At 46.6% G+C, this 16,599-nt stretch carries 12 protein-coding genes; 7 read left to right on the plus strand and 5 right to left on the minus strand.

The genetic code is table 11. The features are described 5' to 3' along the window. Positions 1-137 precede the first annotated feature (137 nt). Positions 138-980, plus strand: a complete 843-nt coding sequence (locus RIC07_RS38855; RefSeq protein WP_446399181.1) for a hypothetical protein — start codon at positions 138-140, stop codon at positions 978-980. 6 nt (positions 981-986) lie between these two features. On the opposite strand, the gene RIC07_RS38860 is transcribed toward RIC07_RS38855, so the two are convergent. Continuing rightward, a complete protein-coding gene (locus RIC07_RS38860; protein WP_446399182.1) occupies positions 987-2,042 on the minus strand; it encodes a M28 family peptidase in 1,056 nt (351 codons plus the stop codon). Positions 2,043-2,438: 396 nt separating this feature from the next. Next, positions 2,439-2,726: a photosynthetic electron transport-dependent transcriptional regulator PedR gene (pedR, locus tag RIC07_RS38865; RefSeq protein ID WP_446382387.1), complete on the minus strand. Its 288-nt coding sequence runs from the start codon at positions 2,724-2,726 to the stop codon at positions 2,439-2,441. A gap of 155 nt (positions 2,727-2,881) precedes the next feature. Here pedR and RIC07_RS38870 point away from each other — a divergent pair, with 155 nt between their 5' ends. Beyond that, positions 2,882-3,856, plus strand: coding sequence for a carbohydrate kinase family protein (locus RIC07_RS38870; protein WP_446399183.1), 975 nt, complete (start codon positions 2,882-2,884; stop codon positions 3,854-3,856). A gap of 4 nt (positions 3,857-3,860) precedes the next feature. Here RIC07_RS38870 and RIC07_RS38875 read toward each other — a convergent pair whose 3' ends face one another. Beyond that, the gene (locus tag RIC07_RS38875; RefSeq protein WP_446399184.1) at positions 3,861-4,367 is read right to left on the minus strand and encodes a hypothetical protein; all 507 of its coding nucleotides are present in this window, start codon (positions 4,365-4,367) and stop codon (positions 3,861-3,863) included. Between the two features lie 363 nt (positions 4,368-4,730). Further along, complete coding sequence (locus RIC07_RS38880) at positions 4,731-6,224, minus strand: anthranilate synthase component I (protein ID WP_446399185.1); 1,494 nt, start codon at positions 6,222-6,224, stop codon at positions 4,731-4,733. 218 nt (positions 6,225-6,442) lie between these two features. On the opposite strand from RIC07_RS38880, the gene RIC07_RS38885 reads away from it, so the two are divergent. Further along, complete coding sequence (locus tag RIC07_RS38885; protein ID WP_446399186.1) at positions 6,443-8,527, plus strand: cation:proton antiporter domain-containing protein; 2,085 nt, start codon at positions 6,443-6,445, stop codon at positions 8,525-8,527. Positions 8,528-8,647: 120 nt separating this feature from the next. Here the strand turns inward: RIC07_RS38885 and RIC07_RS38890 are convergent, their stop codons facing one another. Further along, complete coding sequence (locus tag RIC07_RS38890) at positions 8,648-9,001, minus strand: DUF433 domain-containing protein (protein WP_446399187.1); 354 nt, start codon at positions 8,999-9,001, stop codon at positions 8,648-8,650. 125 nt (positions 9,002-9,126) lie between these two features. Between RIC07_RS38890 and RIC07_RS38895 the strand changes: the two genes are divergently transcribed. The 4 genes from RIC07_RS38895 to RIC07_RS38910 all read left to right on the plus strand — a co-directional run bounded on the left by RIC07_RS38895 (position 9,127) and on the right by RIC07_RS38910 (position 16,503). After that, complete coding sequence (locus RIC07_RS38895; protein WP_446399188.1) at positions 9,127-9,900, plus strand: peroxiredoxin-like family protein; 774 nt, start codon at positions 9,127-9,129, stop codon at positions 9,898-9,900. Positions 9,901-10,096: 196 nt separating this feature from the next. After that, complete coding sequence (locus RIC07_RS38900; RefSeq protein ID WP_446399189.1) at positions 10,097-12,898, plus strand: two-partner secretion domain-containing protein; 2,802 nt, start codon at positions 10,097-10,099, stop codon at positions 12,896-12,898. Further along, positions 12,889-13,668 carry a hypothetical protein gene (locus RIC07_RS38905; protein WP_446399190.1) on the plus strand — a complete coding sequence of 260 codons (780 nt, stop codon included), beginning with the start codon at positions 12,889-12,891 and terminating at the stop codon, positions 13,666-13,668. The genes RIC07_RS38900 and RIC07_RS38905 overlap by 10 nt, the downstream gene beginning before the upstream one ends. 9 nt (positions 13,669-13,677) lie before the next feature. Beyond that, entirely contained in the window at positions 13,678-16,503 is a 2,826-nt protein-coding gene (locus RIC07_RS38910; protein WP_446399191.1) for a filamentous hemagglutinin N-terminal domain-containing protein, read from the plus strand. Positions 16,504-16,599: the final 96 nt, after the last annotated feature.

A 16,599-nucleotide genomic window follows, 5' to 3' on the forward strand; every position in this document is an offset into this window, starting at 1 on the left:
GGTTGTTGCAGCGAAGCACGGGGTTAATCGTCGTGCCTGCGACTGGATTGTCAAATCTCCCCTTGTTGGAAGGGTCGATTTGACTTCTATCCCTCTCCGGGTTGCTTCGCTGAACCCGGAGTCTCACGAGATATACGATGAACACCCGCGCAATCACCCACCTTTCTATCATTGTCCTGAGTCTGACGACTGCGATCGCGCCCGCCAAATCGAGTAGCCAAGGTTTCCAAGCTCAAGCTAGGATAGCTCAATCTGGAGGCTATCTGTTGACTCAATCAGGAGGAGGCGTTAATCTTGACGCATTACCGAGTGGCTTTCATTTTTTCCGAAACATTTCCGATGATCGAAATTATCTGATTTTGCAAAAAAGAGGCAACCTAGTCGTTGGTTATGCCTATAAGTATCAAACTGAATTGAGTTATTGTTATCGAGGTACAGCAAACGGCAGCTTCATTACTGATGCTGCGTCGGCAAAACCAATTGTTAACTCTGTCCGTGAATCATGGGAATTTGATGAGAACGATAAAATCAGTCTAAACAACTACAAAAAAATACCTTTAGAAAACATTCAATCTAATATTGATTTTCAACAAATTCTTTATGAATGCAGAAGACTCTTAGCCGAAGCACCCTCCTCCGCCGTTAACGCTTGGACAGATTTTTTCTTCTATCGTCTTTACCCCCAAATGCAAGGGGAGAAGCTTGAACCCTCACAAACTCAATTACAGCAAGAGTGGGTAGCGATTCGTCGTGCGATCGCGGATAAAGTTAGATGGACATCACGGGAGTGTGAACAACCGCCTGATTCGGATGGATATGATGTGGTTAATTATAATCCGAATGAAGTTGCTGATGCCGTTTTCTATGCCCGTCATCCTGAACTTAATGAACGCAAGATTCGTCCGGGGGAAACGAATCTAGCCAGAGAATGGAATGCGATTCAAAGCCGTCTCCCTGAGTTTGTCTGCTATAACCCTTGAATTTTGTTATCTAACTTTATTTCCTGCTAACTCAGCAATAACTTGCTCCAACCCAGCAACAACTCGCGCTAATCGTTCATAGTCTACTTTATCAGGTGTATCTTCGTCAGTATGATAGTAAGGATAGCGAAAGGGTGCTGTATCCGTAACCATTACACCCAGATAACCCTGCTGCCAAAATGCCCACTGATCTGACCAACCCACACCTGGAATCATCGGGGGTAACGTCGCACCTTCAGAGGGGAATTTTACATGGCGGCGGAAGGATTCAACGACGTTGTGAACGAGTTTTCTTGACCCTAAATTACCGATAAACCCGATAAAATTTCCTTGTAATGGATAAATCTTGTCTAAGGGAAACGGATATTGCTGAGAACCAATTTTATCGGAATAATAACCCATCGTTTCTAAACTCAGCATCGCCACAATATTGTCATTGCGATCGCGGCATTGTTTAGCATAGACTAAACTTCCCATGTTATCGGTTTGGAAAAAGGGCGGTTCCTCATTCACAAACTCCACAAACCGCAGCGTTCTCGCCGATTTTTTTCCGGCAAATAAACGCGCTAATTCCAAGGTTGCGGCTGCGCCCGTACCGTTATCATTCGCCGCCGGACTGGTATAAACTGAATCGTAGTGACCGCCAACGACAACGATTTCTTCGGGTTTTTCAGTACCAAGAATTTCAACTTCAATATTGTAGTAGGTTTGATTATCAATCTCGTATCCCTGTCGCTTGACTTTATAGCCAGATTCTGATAATTGCTGTTCCAAAAAATCAGTCGTCGCGATTAAACCGTCATAGTACAAATAGTTGCGTCGTCCAATTTCACCCGCCAGTTTTTCTACATCTTGCTGAAGCGCATTTTGCAAGGCGATTTCTTTCTGAGTCAGGGGTGGGAGTTCACCGTGATAACTTTCTCCAGGCATTCGGATCATTAGGAACCACGCGCCAAGTAGGACTATTACAAGGATTAGACTCAGTATAGCGAGTCGGATGGCTCCGGAGCGATTTAGTAGAGGAATTTTCCACCACGGTTTATTAGTTGAGTCATTGGTCATTGGTCATTGGTCAAGTCGGGGCGGGTGTAGGGTGCGTTAGCGAAGCGTAACGCACCATTTCAAAAGATAGTAGTGGACTGACACAGCTAAAATTGTGGAATAGATTTGACGTTTAAACCGGGCGCAAGCCTTGCGCCCCTACAATTCTAATCCACCAAATAAGGTGTGCCACGCCAGTAGTGGCGTGACCCAACTAAAATGGTGCAATAGATTGGGTACGTAGTGAGGGCTTTAGCCCTCTCCAGCTAGGCGTTAGAGAACTAAAGTTCTCACTACAAACAAAGTCTTATTTTAGCTGGGTCAGTCCAGTAGTGAAACCCGCCCCTACACAACTTCCCTCATCTCCCTCATCTTCCCCATCTCCCCCATCTCCCCCAGCTTCCCCAGCTTCCCCAGCTATGAAACCACCTCATCGTTATTGGTATTGGGCTGGGGAGGTAAGGTACAACAGTTAATATCATTCAAACAAACTTTACCCCACTGCAACGCCCAACGCACCAGTGCGACCCGATTATCGGTATGGGTCTTCTGCAAAATATTACTAATATGGTTATCGACAGTGCGCTTACTGATTTCCAAGTCCTGGGCAATTTCCTGATTGGTTAAACCAGCGGCGACCAGGTCTACAATTTGTAATTCCCGGTCTGAGAGAGAAACCGATTTATTTGACTTGCCACCAGCCATAGGTATTTTGCCCTTGGTAAATCTACTTATGCCTTTTTAATTCTAACGAACTATGGGATACCTACACGCCATAACTCATCCTGGTTTGAGAGATTCTTTTTAACCAAAGGTTAAGGCTCTGGTAGTCTGAGGGAAAAGTTGAGGTGTATATTGCCGTGACTAATCCTCGTGTTCTCTGCCTCGGTGAAATTTTATTCGATCGCCTAGCTAATCAGGTGGGGCGATCGCTCGAACAAGTCGAATCCTGGACGCCTTATCCTGGGGGAGCGCCAGCGAATGTGGCTTGTGCGTTGGTTAAGTTGGGAACCCCGGCGGCGTTTATCGGAGCTGTGGGAGTTGATCAGCCAGGAAACCAGCTTGTCCAATTATTAGAAGATGTCGGGGTGGATAGTAGTGGGGTTCAACGCCATCCTACCGCACCAACCCGACAGGTTTACGTCCTGCGTTCAGACAAGGGCGATCGCGAATTTGCTGGGTTTGGTGATTTTGACACCTCCCAATTTGCTGACGCTTTCCTTGATGCGTCTAAGTTACCCGAATCCTTATTTGAGGGAGCTGATTATTTAGTGTTGGGTACCCTGGAGTTAGCCTATCCCCAAACCCGACAAGCGATTTACAAAGCCCTGGATCTCGCCAATCGCTACGATGTCAAAGTTTTAGTGGATATTAACTGGCGTCCGATGTTTTGGTCAGATCCCAGTAAGGCAAAACCACTGATTGAAGAATTTGTCAAGCAAATCGATTTTCTCAAAATAGCCAAAGAAGAAGGGGAGTTATTCTTTGATACCTCGGATGCAGGGGCGATTACCCATCGTCTAGATTCAGTTGAAGGAGTTTTGGTGACGAATGGAGATCAAGATATAACCTACTGTCTCGGTGAACAGGAGGACACCTTCTCACCCTTTACTATGAATGTGCAAGATACCACAGGGGCGGGTGATGGTTTTGTCGCGGGCTTTATTCACCAACTTTGTCAGAATGGGCTTAAATGTCTAGCGACGCCAGAGTCAGCACGAGATGTGGTCAAATACGCCAGTGCTGTGGGTGGATTAACGACGCTCAAACCTGGTGCGATCGCGGCTCAACCCACCCGACGCGAGGTAGAAGCGTTTCTGAAAGACAATAGGTAATGGTTTAACCTTGTTTTTGCGATCGCTCTGTCACCTGATTATCTTGCGATCGCTTCTTGCGTTCTGCATATTCATGAAAGTTCACGACTTGAGGGTCAGAGGCTGCAATATCATGATTAGCATTGGGTGGGGAAACCTCCGGTGGAACAGGTGGAGGCGTCATTGTAAAGTGCTGCATCGGAGGTGCTTCAACTTTTTGATACGTGACCCCACGAAATCGGAATGTTTTAACTGATGGTTGTGGCGGGTGTTGTGGCTGAGAAGAACGGACAGCTTGTTCTTTTGGAGAGGAGGTGACACCATTCCCTGAATGAGGGACACTCGGTTGAGTCACTGTTGCCAGTTTTCCGTTAACCAGGGTTATTTTTTTCTGGTGTAATAATTCTTTCAACGTGTCCCAATTTCTTTGAGGATTCTCTTTTAACCAAGCGTCCACAGCTTTTATGGCTGGAACAGGAGGTAAGTTAAATTGCATCAAAAGAATAGCGAGAACTTTTCCTTCAGTTGTCATTTTTTTTTGTAAGTTAGGAAGCAAACAGTTGGGACAGTAGATACACTTGAGAGGAGTGATATAAACTCTGGAAAAAGAAAACCCTGATACGAATTCTTCATTTTTTTAAGAAAGTTGTCTATAATTGTCTTCGCCATCCGGATGTTACTGCCTCAGCCATTTGGCGTAATTTTTTAAGCCATTTGGCGGATTGACAATATTCGTCATTTGTCATTTGTCATTTGTCATTTGTCAGGGAACAGGGAACAGGGAACAGGGAACAGGGAACAGGGAACAGGGAACAGGGGATAGGGAATAGAAATTTTGTCTTCTATCTCCCTCAGCTTCCCCATCTTCCCCAGCTTCCCCAGCTCCTCTACACCTCTACAGTTGCAGATTCAGCGCATTGAGTTGAGCTTGGGCTTTTTGTAGAGATTCATACCATTCCTTTTGTGGATCACTGTCAGCCACAATGCCAGCACCCACTTGTCCCCAAACCGTTGCTCCAGGTTGAGAATGGCTCGATTTACTATACAGCAACGTGCGAATTAAAATATTTAAGTCCAGGTTTCCCCGCCAATCTAAATAACCGCAAGAACCATAAAATAAATTGCGTTTTACTGGTTCAAGTTCTTCAATAATTTCCATGCAGCGAACTTTCGGACAACCCGTAATGGTTCCCCCAGGAAATACACCTCGAATCAAGTCTATCGGGTCACACTTAGGACTAAGTGTTCCCATAATATTGCTAACCAAATGCATAACGTGGCTGTAGCGTTCAATAGTGAGAAGTTCATTCACTTGTACAGTTCCCCATTCACAAACTTTGCCGATATCATTGCGCTCTAAGTCAACCAACATGATATGTTCGGCTCTTTCCTTCTTATTAGAAATTAACTCTTTTGCTAACTGATCATCTTGAGTTGAATTAGCGCCACGTTTTCGCGTTCCAGCAATCGGTCGAGTCTCAACTTTTGTGCCAGATAACTGAATCAATCGTTCTGGCGAACAGCTAATCATTGCTCCCCACGGCGTTTGCCAATAACTGGCAAAGGGAGAAGGATTAATCTGTTGCAATGCTCGATAAATTGACCAGCTATCCAAAGCAGTATACGCTTCAAACCGCAACGACAAATTCGCCTGGAAGATATCCCCAGCTTGAATATATCGTTTCGCTTGCTGCACCGCCGCCATATAATCGTGCTGAGAGCTGTGGAAAATGGGAGTGATGGGATTACTTTTGTCCGGTTCTGGTGTATTCTTTACTCCTGTCTTCCTATCCGCTTCCTCTAGCTGATGTTGTAGGGAGTCAAGTTGAGCCGCATCCGTCGTCGCTAACCAGAGAAGTTGCTGATGATGATCCAGCACCGCAAAGGATTCGGGTTCATACCAGTAGGCGATGGGGAAAGGTAGAGGATTAGTGTTTAGGTGGGGGAGTTGTTCAATCTCCCCGGCTAAGTCATATCCCAGCCATCCTAACCACCCCCCGGTAAAGGGAAGTTCAGCAGGTACAGGCGATTCTGCCTTTTGCACTTGAAGCAGGCGGCGCAGGAAAGGTAGAATGTCTCCCACAGGCGGAGTCCATAGTTGAGGTTGATTCGCAATAAAGCGAGGAGAACCTGCACAAATCGAATATCGAGCCAGATGGGTATTATGTGGCGTCACTGGGCTTTCTAAAAGAGTAGCAATGTGATAATTTGCCGCTAAATTTTTTCCCAGAGTCGAATCTCCTCTGGGATGGAGAAATAGTGCCTCAAAGACGTGTGAACCACTACGCTTAGCCAGAGGAAGCTTGCGCCAATGCCAAGGGTGTAGGGGGTTAAGGGAGGATGGGGTGGGTTCAAATAACTCAGTCGCGATCGCGGTATTCACGTCCATTCTGTGGTAAATTTTTCCTGATGCTGTGCTTTTGGCTACAATATTTGTATAACATCAACCCTTTATAGACAATAACAATTTAGTCAATTTCCTGAGCGAGTGAATCTACCTATCCGTCTTCAAGATCCTAAGAATTCCGAAGCAATAGGTTTAAGCAAACTTGGGGAATTGAAAAATAGAGATCGAGAAAATAGTGGCAAATTTTTAGCCAAAAGCTGATGAATGAATCGATAACATTTTTACAAACAGGGCTACCCGAAGGTCCAATTGTTGCATTTACTATTCTACTGTTAGTCAGTTTAACCATTCCGCCATTGTTCGAGCGCCTGGGATTGCCTGGGTTAGTCGGATTGCTTTTGGCAGGAGTCATCCTGGGTTCCAATGGGTTGCAGCTATTGGATGCTGACAGCGAAACCATGAAACTGCTATCGGATATCGGTAAAATTTATCTGATGTTTGTGGCGGGGCTAGAAATTGACTTGGTGCAGTTTCGCAAGAAGAAACATCGGTCTTTAGTATTTGGATTGATGACCTTTATCGTACCACTCGTCGCCAGTATGATGATTGGGCGATTCTTTGGTTTTGGTTGGAATACATCCCTGCTGATGGGTTCTTTATTTGCCTCCCATACCCTGTTAGGGTATCCTATCGTCCAGCGCTTGGGTTTAGTTGAGAAAGAACCAGTCATTGTTACCATTGGCGCGACAATCTTTACTGATATTAGTGCGTTACTCGTCCTAGCTATCTGTGTTTCGATTAATGCGGGAGACTTTTCTGTCTATAGTTTGCTCCAGCAATTGGTGTCATTAGCCATTTACACCGCCATTGTTTTATTTGGCTTTGATTGGATAGGGAAGGAACATTTTCGGCGGACGGGAGATGATGAGGGCAATCAATTTTTGTTCGTACTCCTGGCGGTGTTTTTGGCGTCGGTAGGGGCGGAAATTATTCAGGTGGATCAGATTGTCGGTGCCTTTATGGCAGGTTTAGCGGTTAATGATGTGGTGGGAAACTCACCCGTGAAAGAAAAAGTGGAGTTTGTCGGTAGTGTTTTATTTATCCCCTTTTTCTTTGTAGACATGGGCTTACTTCTAGATATTCCTGTGTTTATCGAAAGCCTCACCACCAGTTTTTGGCTCACCCTAGCCATTGTCGTGGGATTGCTGGGAAGTAAATTCCTCGCCGCCGCGATCACAAAAGTCCTCTATCGTTACAGTTTTAACGAGATGATGGTGATGTGGTCTCTTTCTATCCCCCAAGTCGCTGCCACCCTAGCCGCCGCATTGGTTGGTTTGCAGGTAGGGTTAATCACAGACACCGTCTTTAACAGCGTCATTGTCTTGATGCTAATCACCTCAATTTTGGGTCCTCTATTAACCGGAAAATTTGCCCCGAAACTCCCTTTACCGAAAGCCAGCCCGAAAATTAGCCAGTCCAAACTTTGGTGGGAAAATCATCGCTTTGAACAGTTAGAGGAACAAGAGCCAGCTCCGTTTAGGATAGTCGTGCCAGTTAGCAAAAGTCAAACCAAGGGGTATTTAATGGAAATGGCAGCACTGATAGCGCGTCACCAATCCGGTCAAATTATACCTCTGTCCATTTCTCCAGCCCATACCTACATGGACGAACCCCAGATGCAGGTTAACCTGCGTCATAGTCGGCGACTCCTAAACAAAGCGCTAACGGTTAGTTCGGAGTTTGAAGCTGATGCAAAACCTTTACTGCGAATTGAGAATGACATCGCCTCTGGAATTGTTCACACCGCCCGTGAACAAGATGCCAGTTTAATTGTCATGAGTTGGCGAAAAAATACCGGATTGCGGGCACGTTTGTTCGGCACAATCATTAACCGAGTATTTTGGGCATCTCACTGTCCGGTTGCGGTAATGCGACTCTTAGATGAACCCGTCAACCTGCGTAAAATTTTGGTACCCGCGAAGAATTTCTCGCCGCAGACAATCCGCACGGTGAGATTTGCTCAACTCCTGGCTGATACCCATCAAGGGGAGGTGAAACTGCTGCACGTTTGTCCGGCTAAAACAGCACCTTCTGACATAGCGGCGATTGAAGAGGAGTATATCAATATGCTGAATGTCACGGGAGGGCAGGTCAAATCAGAGGTGCAAGTGATTAAAGCTGACGATGTGGCGCTGGCGATTTTGAAAGTAGCTAAGTTAGCGGATATGGTAATTTTGCGCTCTTTGCGTCGCCGTACTATTGCGGGGTTAGGGGTGAGTGATATTACTACACAATTGATTAAAGAACTTAGCTGCTCATTAGTTTTGTTTGGGGAACCGTATTAAGGGCAATGGTACTGAAAAACGTGCATTTTTTGATTTCTGAAACCCTTGATATACCGTAGGGTGGGCAATGCCCACCAGCCAAAATTTTAGCTGTCATGCATTTAAATGTGGAAGTTTTCATCACTCAGCCATTTCATGATTATTACTTTGTTTCTGCTGAGATAACAAGCGAGAACGAATTCCACTTAAATCAGGTTGAACGCTCACTAAACGCTGACGCACAGATTCAGCTAACTGCTCTTGACGGTTAAGATAGGCTTCCACAGCGTCTTGGTGTCGAAGATAATACCCAATTGTCGTATAAACATCAGATAACGATAGTGTTGAATAACGCTGAACAATGGATTCAGGAGAAGCACCATCCTGAAAAGCGCGAATTACTAACTCCAGCAAAACCCTTGAATTTCCGACTCGAATCGCTCCTGTTGAATCCTCAAAAAGAGGTGGCATTTCACGCTCTAAAGTCAGACTCATTTACTAATGCCTCCTACAGGTCTACATTATAAATAATCATAACTGAAATCAACTGCGCTCAAATTGGGTATCAGTTGTTGTTATCAGTGGCACAAAAATCTTTACTCATAACAGTTTTGCCTAACATGAATCCCTACGCAATTATTTCTCAAACTCAACGCCAACGAGTCAGCGATGGTATAACGCGATCGCTTCTGGAAAACTGCGAGAATGCGCCCCGCATCCTGGTACTCGTTTGGTCTCAACTCGGTGACTTTGACACACTCGAATATGCCTGGTGGTTACAGCGAGAGGCTGAACAGTTGCAGGCTAAGGGAATCGCCATTCGCGCTGTGGGGATTGGTAATCTGGATTCAGGAAAACAATTTTGTAACTATACCGGATTTCCGGCGGAATGGTTGTTTGTTGATCCAGAGGCTCAATTGCATCGCCAGCTTAACCTCTATCCTGGGTTAAATCTCAAACTTCCGGGACTTTCTACCTCACAAAGGGCTTGGTTAAATCTACTCTTAATGTGTGCGGGGATTGGTAGCCCAGATACGCTTGCAGAAGTATTTCGCGGTTATCGGGGCGATCGCAATGCACCTCAGCTTATCGGCGATGAGGAAGTTGTGAAAGCAAAACCCTTACCGCCTCTCAAAGGCTCATTTTTTCAATTCGCTGGTGGAAGTGGATATCAGCGCCCCTTTGAACTCGCCACCTTGAGACTACGGAATATGGTAGAAGTGTTAAGCCATTGGAAAACCTACGTTCCCAATCCCGCCTACATGACACAGCGAGGTGCAACCTTCCTCTTTGACGCCGACGGTAACGTATTGTACGAACATCGCGATCGCGGAATACTTGGCTTTGCTGCCAACATGAGCCGCCCATTATCATTTTTAGCTGGAATAGGGTAAAAGGGTAGAAGGGTAGCGATCGCATCGATTCCGGAATACAAGTACAGACAATTGGTGATTGAGTAAGAAAGAAAGTTTTATGTAGGGGCGGGTTTTACTATTATCATTTTTTACCTTACCCATCCGTAACTAAAACCACCCCGATGTAGAGACGTAGCATGCTACGTCTCTACTCCTTCAAAGATATACCCTAATCATGAACTATTGTTTTCCCAAACCAAATTCCCCTTTCCTCTGGATTCCCAGCAATCTTCTCCTCAGCCTTCTCATCTTCATCAGCACAGCCAATGCCGAAATAATCCCCGATAACGATAACTTTTCAACCAACACCAACATTACCAATGGTGAGATTCAAGGCGGAATCCGCACCGGAAATCATCTCCTCCACAGTTTTGAGGAATTTTCTATTCCTACCAACTCCCAAGCCATCTTTAAACTGACTCCCCAAAACCTAGACATAGAAACCATTATTAGCCGCGTCACAGGCAACAAGACATCCATCATAGATGGCATCCTTGCCGCAGATGGCACTGCCAACCTAATCCTAATTAACCCCAACGGAATTATAGTTGGCGCTAATGCACAACTTAATATCAATGGTTCCTTTTTAGCCAGTACCGCGAATAGTGTTATTTTTGCTGATGGCAGTGAATTCAGCACCACCAATCCCCAACTCCCTCCCCTGCTCACCATTAACGTACCGATTGGTTTACAGTTTGGTGAAAATCCAGCACCGATTATTCATCAAGCAAATAGTAATTTATCAGTCGATTCCGGTCAAACCTTAGCCCTAGTGGGAGGAAATTTATCATTAAATGGAGCCAATTTAACAGCACCACAAGGACGAATTGAATTAGGAAGTGTGGCAAGTTCTGGACTCGTTCATCTAACTCCAATAACCCCAGGTTTTACCTTCGACTATTCTGATATACCACAATTTGGCATGATTAACTTAACCAATGCCACAGCCGTTAATACCAGTGGTTTAGGTGGTGGCACAATTCGGGTGCGGGGGGGACAAGTCACCCTGACTCAAGGCTCAAACCTAGTGGCGGAAACCTTCGGGAATGTAAACGGCGGCGGGATTGATATTCAGGCAAATCAGATAAAACTGCAACAAGGTTCCTTTGCTTCTACCTCTACATTTGGTGCAGGTACAGGAGGAAATCTGACCCTTCGTGCTGACCAAGTGAACGTGACTGGCACAACTCCTTTAGAACCCTCACGGCAGATTTTATTCGCAACATTTAATCCACTGAATCTTAGTAATGGCTTATTTAGCTTTAGTGGTGGACAGGGTAATGCTGGACATTTAACCATTGAAACCGACCAATTGATTGTACAGAACGGCGCGATGATATTAACCGCAGCCTTGGCTGAGGGTAAGGGTGGCAATTTAACCTTAAACGTTTCGGAGTTAGCCGATTTAACCAGTGGGTCTCTGTTACTAACAGGAACCACGGATAAAGGAAATGCAGGTGATTTCACAATTACGGCTAATCAATTGAGAGTGCTAGACGGTACATCCCTAAGCACCACGCCTGGCGGTACAAGTCAGGGTCAAGGGGGAAATCTAACCGTAACCGCTGAATTGGTGGAACTTAGAGGAACTCCAGCCAACGCCGTTGTTCCCGGCGGGTTGTTCACAACAACGCTGGGTGCGGGGGATGCGGGTGATTTTACCCTGAATACAGGTCAACTTATTGTTGCTGATGGGTCTCAAATCTCAGCGTCGGCGGCGGGTGGGGGACGAGGCGGACATCTTATGATTAACGCTGATACGGTGGACTTGAGGGGAATTTCTGCTGATGGTCAGTTTTTAAGTGGTTTGTTTACGTCGTCATCGCTGTTAACCGTAGAAGGACAAAGGGGAACAGCACCCGCTGGAGATTTAATGATTACCACGCGACGCTTAAGTGTGCAGGATGGCGCTCAAATTTCCGCCGCTACAGGGAGTGCCGGGACAGCCGGAATGTTAACAATTAATGCGGCTGAATCGGTAACCGTGGCGGGTGTGGCGACGGGTGTTGATCCCGGTGTCGAACGTGTCTCCTTTGGCATCATTGGTGATGGTATCGTACCCAGTGCGATTGAAGCGAATACGAGTGGTGCAGGTGGCGCGGGGGATTTGCAGATTCAAACCGGAGAGTTAAATGTGAGGGATGGCGCAGAAATTGGCGTCAGGGGGACAGCATCGGGTGCTGCTGGTAACTTGGATATTATCGCTGATTCGATTTGGCTGGACAATCAAGGGGCAATTAGTGCAGCTACGGTGGCGGGGACAGAGGGAAATATTCGACTCGACGCCTCGAATGTGTTGCTGCGGCGCAATAGTCAGATTACGACGAATACCGAGAACAGTGATGGGGGTAATATCCGCATCAATACTAATCTTTTAGTCGCGATCGATAATAGTGATATCACGGCTAATGCTCGTCAAGGTCAAGGGGGTCGTGTTAGTATTACAGCTCAAGGTATTTTTGGCACTCAGTTTCGGGATGAACTGACCCCCAATAGTGATATCACTGCCACATCAGATTTAGGACCACAATTTAATGGTCTGGTGACTCTCAATATTCAGGGGATTGACCCGAATCGGGGATTAGTTCGCTTACCGGAAAACTTTACTCAACCCGGTGATCAAATTGCCACAGGTTGTGTCGCTGAAACTGGAAATTCCTTTGTCGTGACGGGACGCGGTGGATTACCCGAAGACCCCAGTCAAATTTTACGTGGTCGAACCCTTTGGCAAGATTTGCGAACTTTTGATTTGGCTGAAGAAAATCTGGAGGAGACGGGACGTGGAGAGAATCGACAGCAATTCCCTTCGTCAAGAGAGGAAATACATCCAGAGGAAAACCTGACCTCTCGCCGTTCTTCTATTGTGGAGGCTAAAGGATGGGTTATTGATGGCGATGGTAATGTTGAACTGGTGGCGAATATTCCTAATAATAGACTGAGGGGGCTAGAGTCATCCAGAACATCTCATTGTTATTAAATAAAACAGTAGGTTGGGTCGAGATACAAGACCCAACACAAGCCAATGCTGCAAGGGATAGAGGAGAAGGGGAAGCAGGGGAAGCAGGGGAAGCCGGGGAAGCTGGGGAAGCTGGGGAAGCTGGGGAAGCTGGGGAAGCTGGGGAAGCTGGGGAAGCTGGGGAAGCCGGGGAAGCTGGGGAAGCCGGGGAAGCTGGGGAAGCCGGGGAAGCTGGGGAAGCAGGGGAAGCTGGGGAAGCCGGGGAAGCTGGGGAAGCAGGGGAAGCAGGGGAAGCCGGGGAAGCCGGGGAAGCAGGGGAAGCCGGGGAAGCTGGGGAAGCTGGGGAAGCCGGGGAAGCCGGGGAAGCCGGGGAAGCAGGGGAAGCCGGGGAAGCTGGGGAAGCTGGGGAAGCTGGGGAAGCTGGGGAAGCCGGGGAAGCTGGGGAAGCTGGGGAAGCCGGGGAAGCCGGGGAAGCTGGGGAAGCTGGGGAAGCTGGGGAAGCTGGGGAAGCTGGGGAAGCCGGGGAAGCCGGGGAAGCCGGGGAAGCCGGGGAAGCCGGGGAAGCCGGGGAAGCCGGGGAAGCTGGGGAAGCTGGGGGAGCAGGGGAAGCTGGGGAAGCAGGGGAAGCAGGGGAAGCCGGGGAAGCCGGGGAAGCCGGGGAAGCAGGGGAAGCCGGGGGAGAAAAAGTTAAATTTAGAGGTTATCTGAGCGGTATGGCAACAGAAGTTAACTTGATACTGTTGGGTTTCACTCCGTTCAACCCAACCTACTTTAGTAATGACTTAAATTAACAATCACCTATGGAAAGTTTTATTCAGAAAAAATCATTTATATTACTTTTATTAACCGGGAATTTATTTGTTGACTTACTGGTTTCGAGTAAGATAGCTCATGCCCAGGTTATCCCTGATGACACATTACCCCAAAATACAGTGGTCACTAAAGATGGTAATATTAGTGAGATTCAACAAGGGACAAGAGTAGGCGATAATCTATTCCACAGCTTTGATCAGTTTTCTGTTTCTGAAGGTTCAACGGCATTGTTTAACCTAGAAACGATCAATCAGGATGTCCAAAATATTATTAGCCGGGTTACCGGAAATCAAGCGTCACAAATTAATGGCACAATTCAGAGTAACAATACAGCCAATTTATTTTTAATTAATCCTCAAGGTATTATTTTTGGTGCGAATGCCAAACTCGATATTGGCGGATCTTTTTTAGCCAGTACAGCCAATAGTATCCAATTTCCCGATGGGCGGGAATTTAGCGCCACGAATTCCTCAACCCCACCCTTATTATCAATAAATGTACCGATTGGTTTGCAGTTTGGTTCAAATCCGGCTCCAATCAGCAATCAATCGACGGCTGGCTTACAAGTAAATTCAGGTCAAACCTTAGCCCTAGTCGGTGGCGAACTGCGGTTTCCGGGAGGACATTTGACAGCACCCCAAGGGCGAATTGAATTAGGTAGTGTTGGTGAAAATAGTTTTGTCCAGATTACGCCAGCGATTAATGGCTTTACTCTGGGATATGAAGAGGTGAAAAATTTCCAAGATATTCACCTATCCCAGCAATCTGTTGTAGATGTTAGTGGTACAGGTAGCGGGTTTATTCACATCCAAGGTGGTCAGGTGAACCTGATGCAAGCCTCACAGATTCGTGCAGATACACAGGGTAATATTGACGGCGGTGATATTACGATTCAAGCGGAACAATTGAACCTAAAAGAGGGCGCTTTTGTTTCGGCGTCTACCTTTGGTGATGGGGCGGCTGGTCGCTTAATGGTCAATGCTGCATCAGTGGAAATTATTGGCATAAGAAATCTACAAGAGGTATTAGATACACTTTTTGAGGAGAAAACAATTACCCTTCCGGAGTTGGGTACGGGTCTATTTTCGCTAAGTTTCGGTTCTGGTGCGGCAAATAGCTTAATCATTAATACGGAAACATTAAGTTTGCAAGAGGGTGGTTTTATCTCAACCTCTCCCTTTAGCACGGGTTCAGGCGGCGATATGATGGTGAGGGCGTCTGAATCGGTGGAAATGGTGGGTTCAGAACTATTTGCTGATAGTTATGGCGAAGGAGATGCAGGTCAACTAACCGTACAAACCCGACAGTTAAGGGCTAGCGAAGGAGGTGGAATATTTAACTCTACCTTTGATGCAGGGCGTGGCGGAAATGTACTAATTCAAGCATCCGATTCCATTGAACTAATGGGTACAACACCCGATGGTCGATTCAAAAGTGCGATCGCCTCTAATGCATTTCAGGATGCGACTCAAGCCACGGGCAATGTGATCATTGAGACTCAACGCTTAACAATTCGGGATGGGGCGGGAATTGGCGCGGCTACCTTCGGTACGGCTCAAGGGGGAACAGTGAAGATTCAGGCGTCAGATCGGGTGGAACTGATTGGCACTTCGGAAAATGGTCAAGAGTTGAGTAGTTTAAATACCCAAAGTTTTGCTGAGGGTGCAGCCGGAGATATTGAGGTTTATACCAAGCGATTGGTGCTGCGTGATGGCGGAGTGGTATCAACCACCACGCAAAATGTTGGGCGGGCGGGACGAGTGGTAGTTCGAGCCTCAGAATCTGTGGAACTGAGTGGTATTTCCGCTGATGGCGAGTTTCCCAGTAGTTTGCGATCTGATGCATCGTCTGATTCGGTTCCCAGTGGTTTTATTCCACCGCCTCAGACTGAGGTATTGGGAGAAGCGGGAGATGTCACGATTGATACAGGACGTTTAATCATCCAAGATGGAGCAGAAGTCACGGTCAATGGGGAAAAGTTCGCTGCCGCAGGGAATTTGAGAGTTGATGCTGATTTAATTTGGTTAAACAACGATAGTCGAATTTCAGCGACAACCCTGGCGGGAACAGAGGGAAATATTACGCTACAAACGCAAAATTTATTGCTACAGAATCAGAGTCAAATTAGCACGAATGCGGAGAATACCAATGGCGGTAATATTACGATTGATACCGATACGTTAGTCGCCCTGAACAATAGTGATATCAGTGCCAACGCCCAAGCGGGATCAGGAGGTCGAGTTACGATTAATGCTTTTGGTATTTTTGGCATAAAATGTCGAGAACGAAAATGTCGAGAACGGTTAACTCCGGAGAGTGATATCACAGCCACATCAGCCCTAGGACCGGAATTTAGCGGTATCGTCAATATCAATATTCAGGCGATTGATCCCAATCAAGGATTAATCCGGTTACCAGAAAACTTTACTGAATCCAATAACCAAATTGTTACAGCTTGTGATGTGGAGCAAGGCAATTCCTTTGTGGTAACTGGACGAGGAGGTTTACCCGAAGACCCCACTCAAACCCTGCGAGGTCGAACCCTTTGGCAGGATTTACGGGTTCTGGCGTTGAATGAAGATGAAGGAGATCCTGTAGAGACGTTGCCTGCAACGTCTGGGAACGGGGCTAGTAGAGACGTGACCGTGGAACGTCTGGGAGATAGAAGAGAATCTCCCTCTGAGCGTCATTCGCCCATCGTAGAAGCTCAAGGATGGATTATTAATTCCCAAGGTCAAGTTGAGTTAGTGGCTCATGTTCCTGACGTTACTCCCCACAGTTCCTGGTATGGAGCAGCAAAATGCTTAAATTAAGTTATAAGCACGTCCTCGAACGAAATTAAGCCCTGAACTAAAGTACTCTAAGAGAAGCCGCTCCGCGTCTACTGGCTCAAAGCTTAAACCCGTTAA

Origin of the sequence: Coleofasciculus sp. E1-EBD-02 (assembly GCF_040218245.1) — a bacterium.
GTDB lineage: Bacteria > Cyanobacteriota > Cyanobacteriia > Cyanobacteriales > Coleofasciculaceae > Coleofasciculus.

Excerpts from the sequence above, each read along its gene's own strand:
- RIC07_RS38860 (WP_446399182.1), bottom strand. The coding sequence starts at position 2,042 with ATGACCAATGACTCAACTAATAAACCGTGGTGGAAAATTCCTCTACTA.
- pedR (WP_446382387.1), bottom strand. The coding sequence starts at position 2,726 with ATGGCTGGTGGCAAGTCAAATAAATCGGTTTCTCTCTCAGACCGGGAA.
- RIC07_RS38890 (WP_446399187.1), bottom strand. The coding sequence starts at position 9,001 with ATGAGTCTGACTTTAGAGCGTGAAATGCCACCTCTTTTTGAGGATTCA.
- RIC07_RS38855 (WP_446399181.1), top strand. The coding sequence starts at position 138 with ATGAACACCCGCGCAATCACCCACCTTTCTATCATTGTCCTGAGTCTG.
- RIC07_RS38895 (WP_446399188.1), top strand. The coding sequence starts at position 9,127 with ATGAATCCCTACGCAATTATTTCTCAAACTCAACGCCAACGAGTCAGC.
- RIC07_RS38900 (WP_446399189.1), top strand. The coding sequence starts at position 10,097 with ATGAACTATTGTTTTCCCAAACCAAATTCCCCTTTCCTCTGGATTCCC.
- RIC07_RS38885 (WP_446399186.1), top strand. The coding sequence starts at position 6,443 with ATGAATGAATCGATAACATTTTTACAAACAGGGCTACCCGAAGGTCCA.
- RIC07_RS38910 (WP_446399191.1), top strand. The coding sequence starts at position 13,678 with ATGGAAAGTTTTATTCAGAAAAAATCATTTATATTACTTTTATTAACC.
- RIC07_RS38875 (WP_446399184.1), bottom strand. The coding sequence starts at position 4,367 with ATGACAACTGAAGGAAAAGTTCTCGCTATTCTTTTGATGCAATTTAAC.
- RIC07_RS38880 (WP_446399185.1), bottom strand. The coding sequence starts at position 6,224 with ATGGACGTGAATACCGCGATCGCGACTGAGTTATTTGAACCCACCCCA.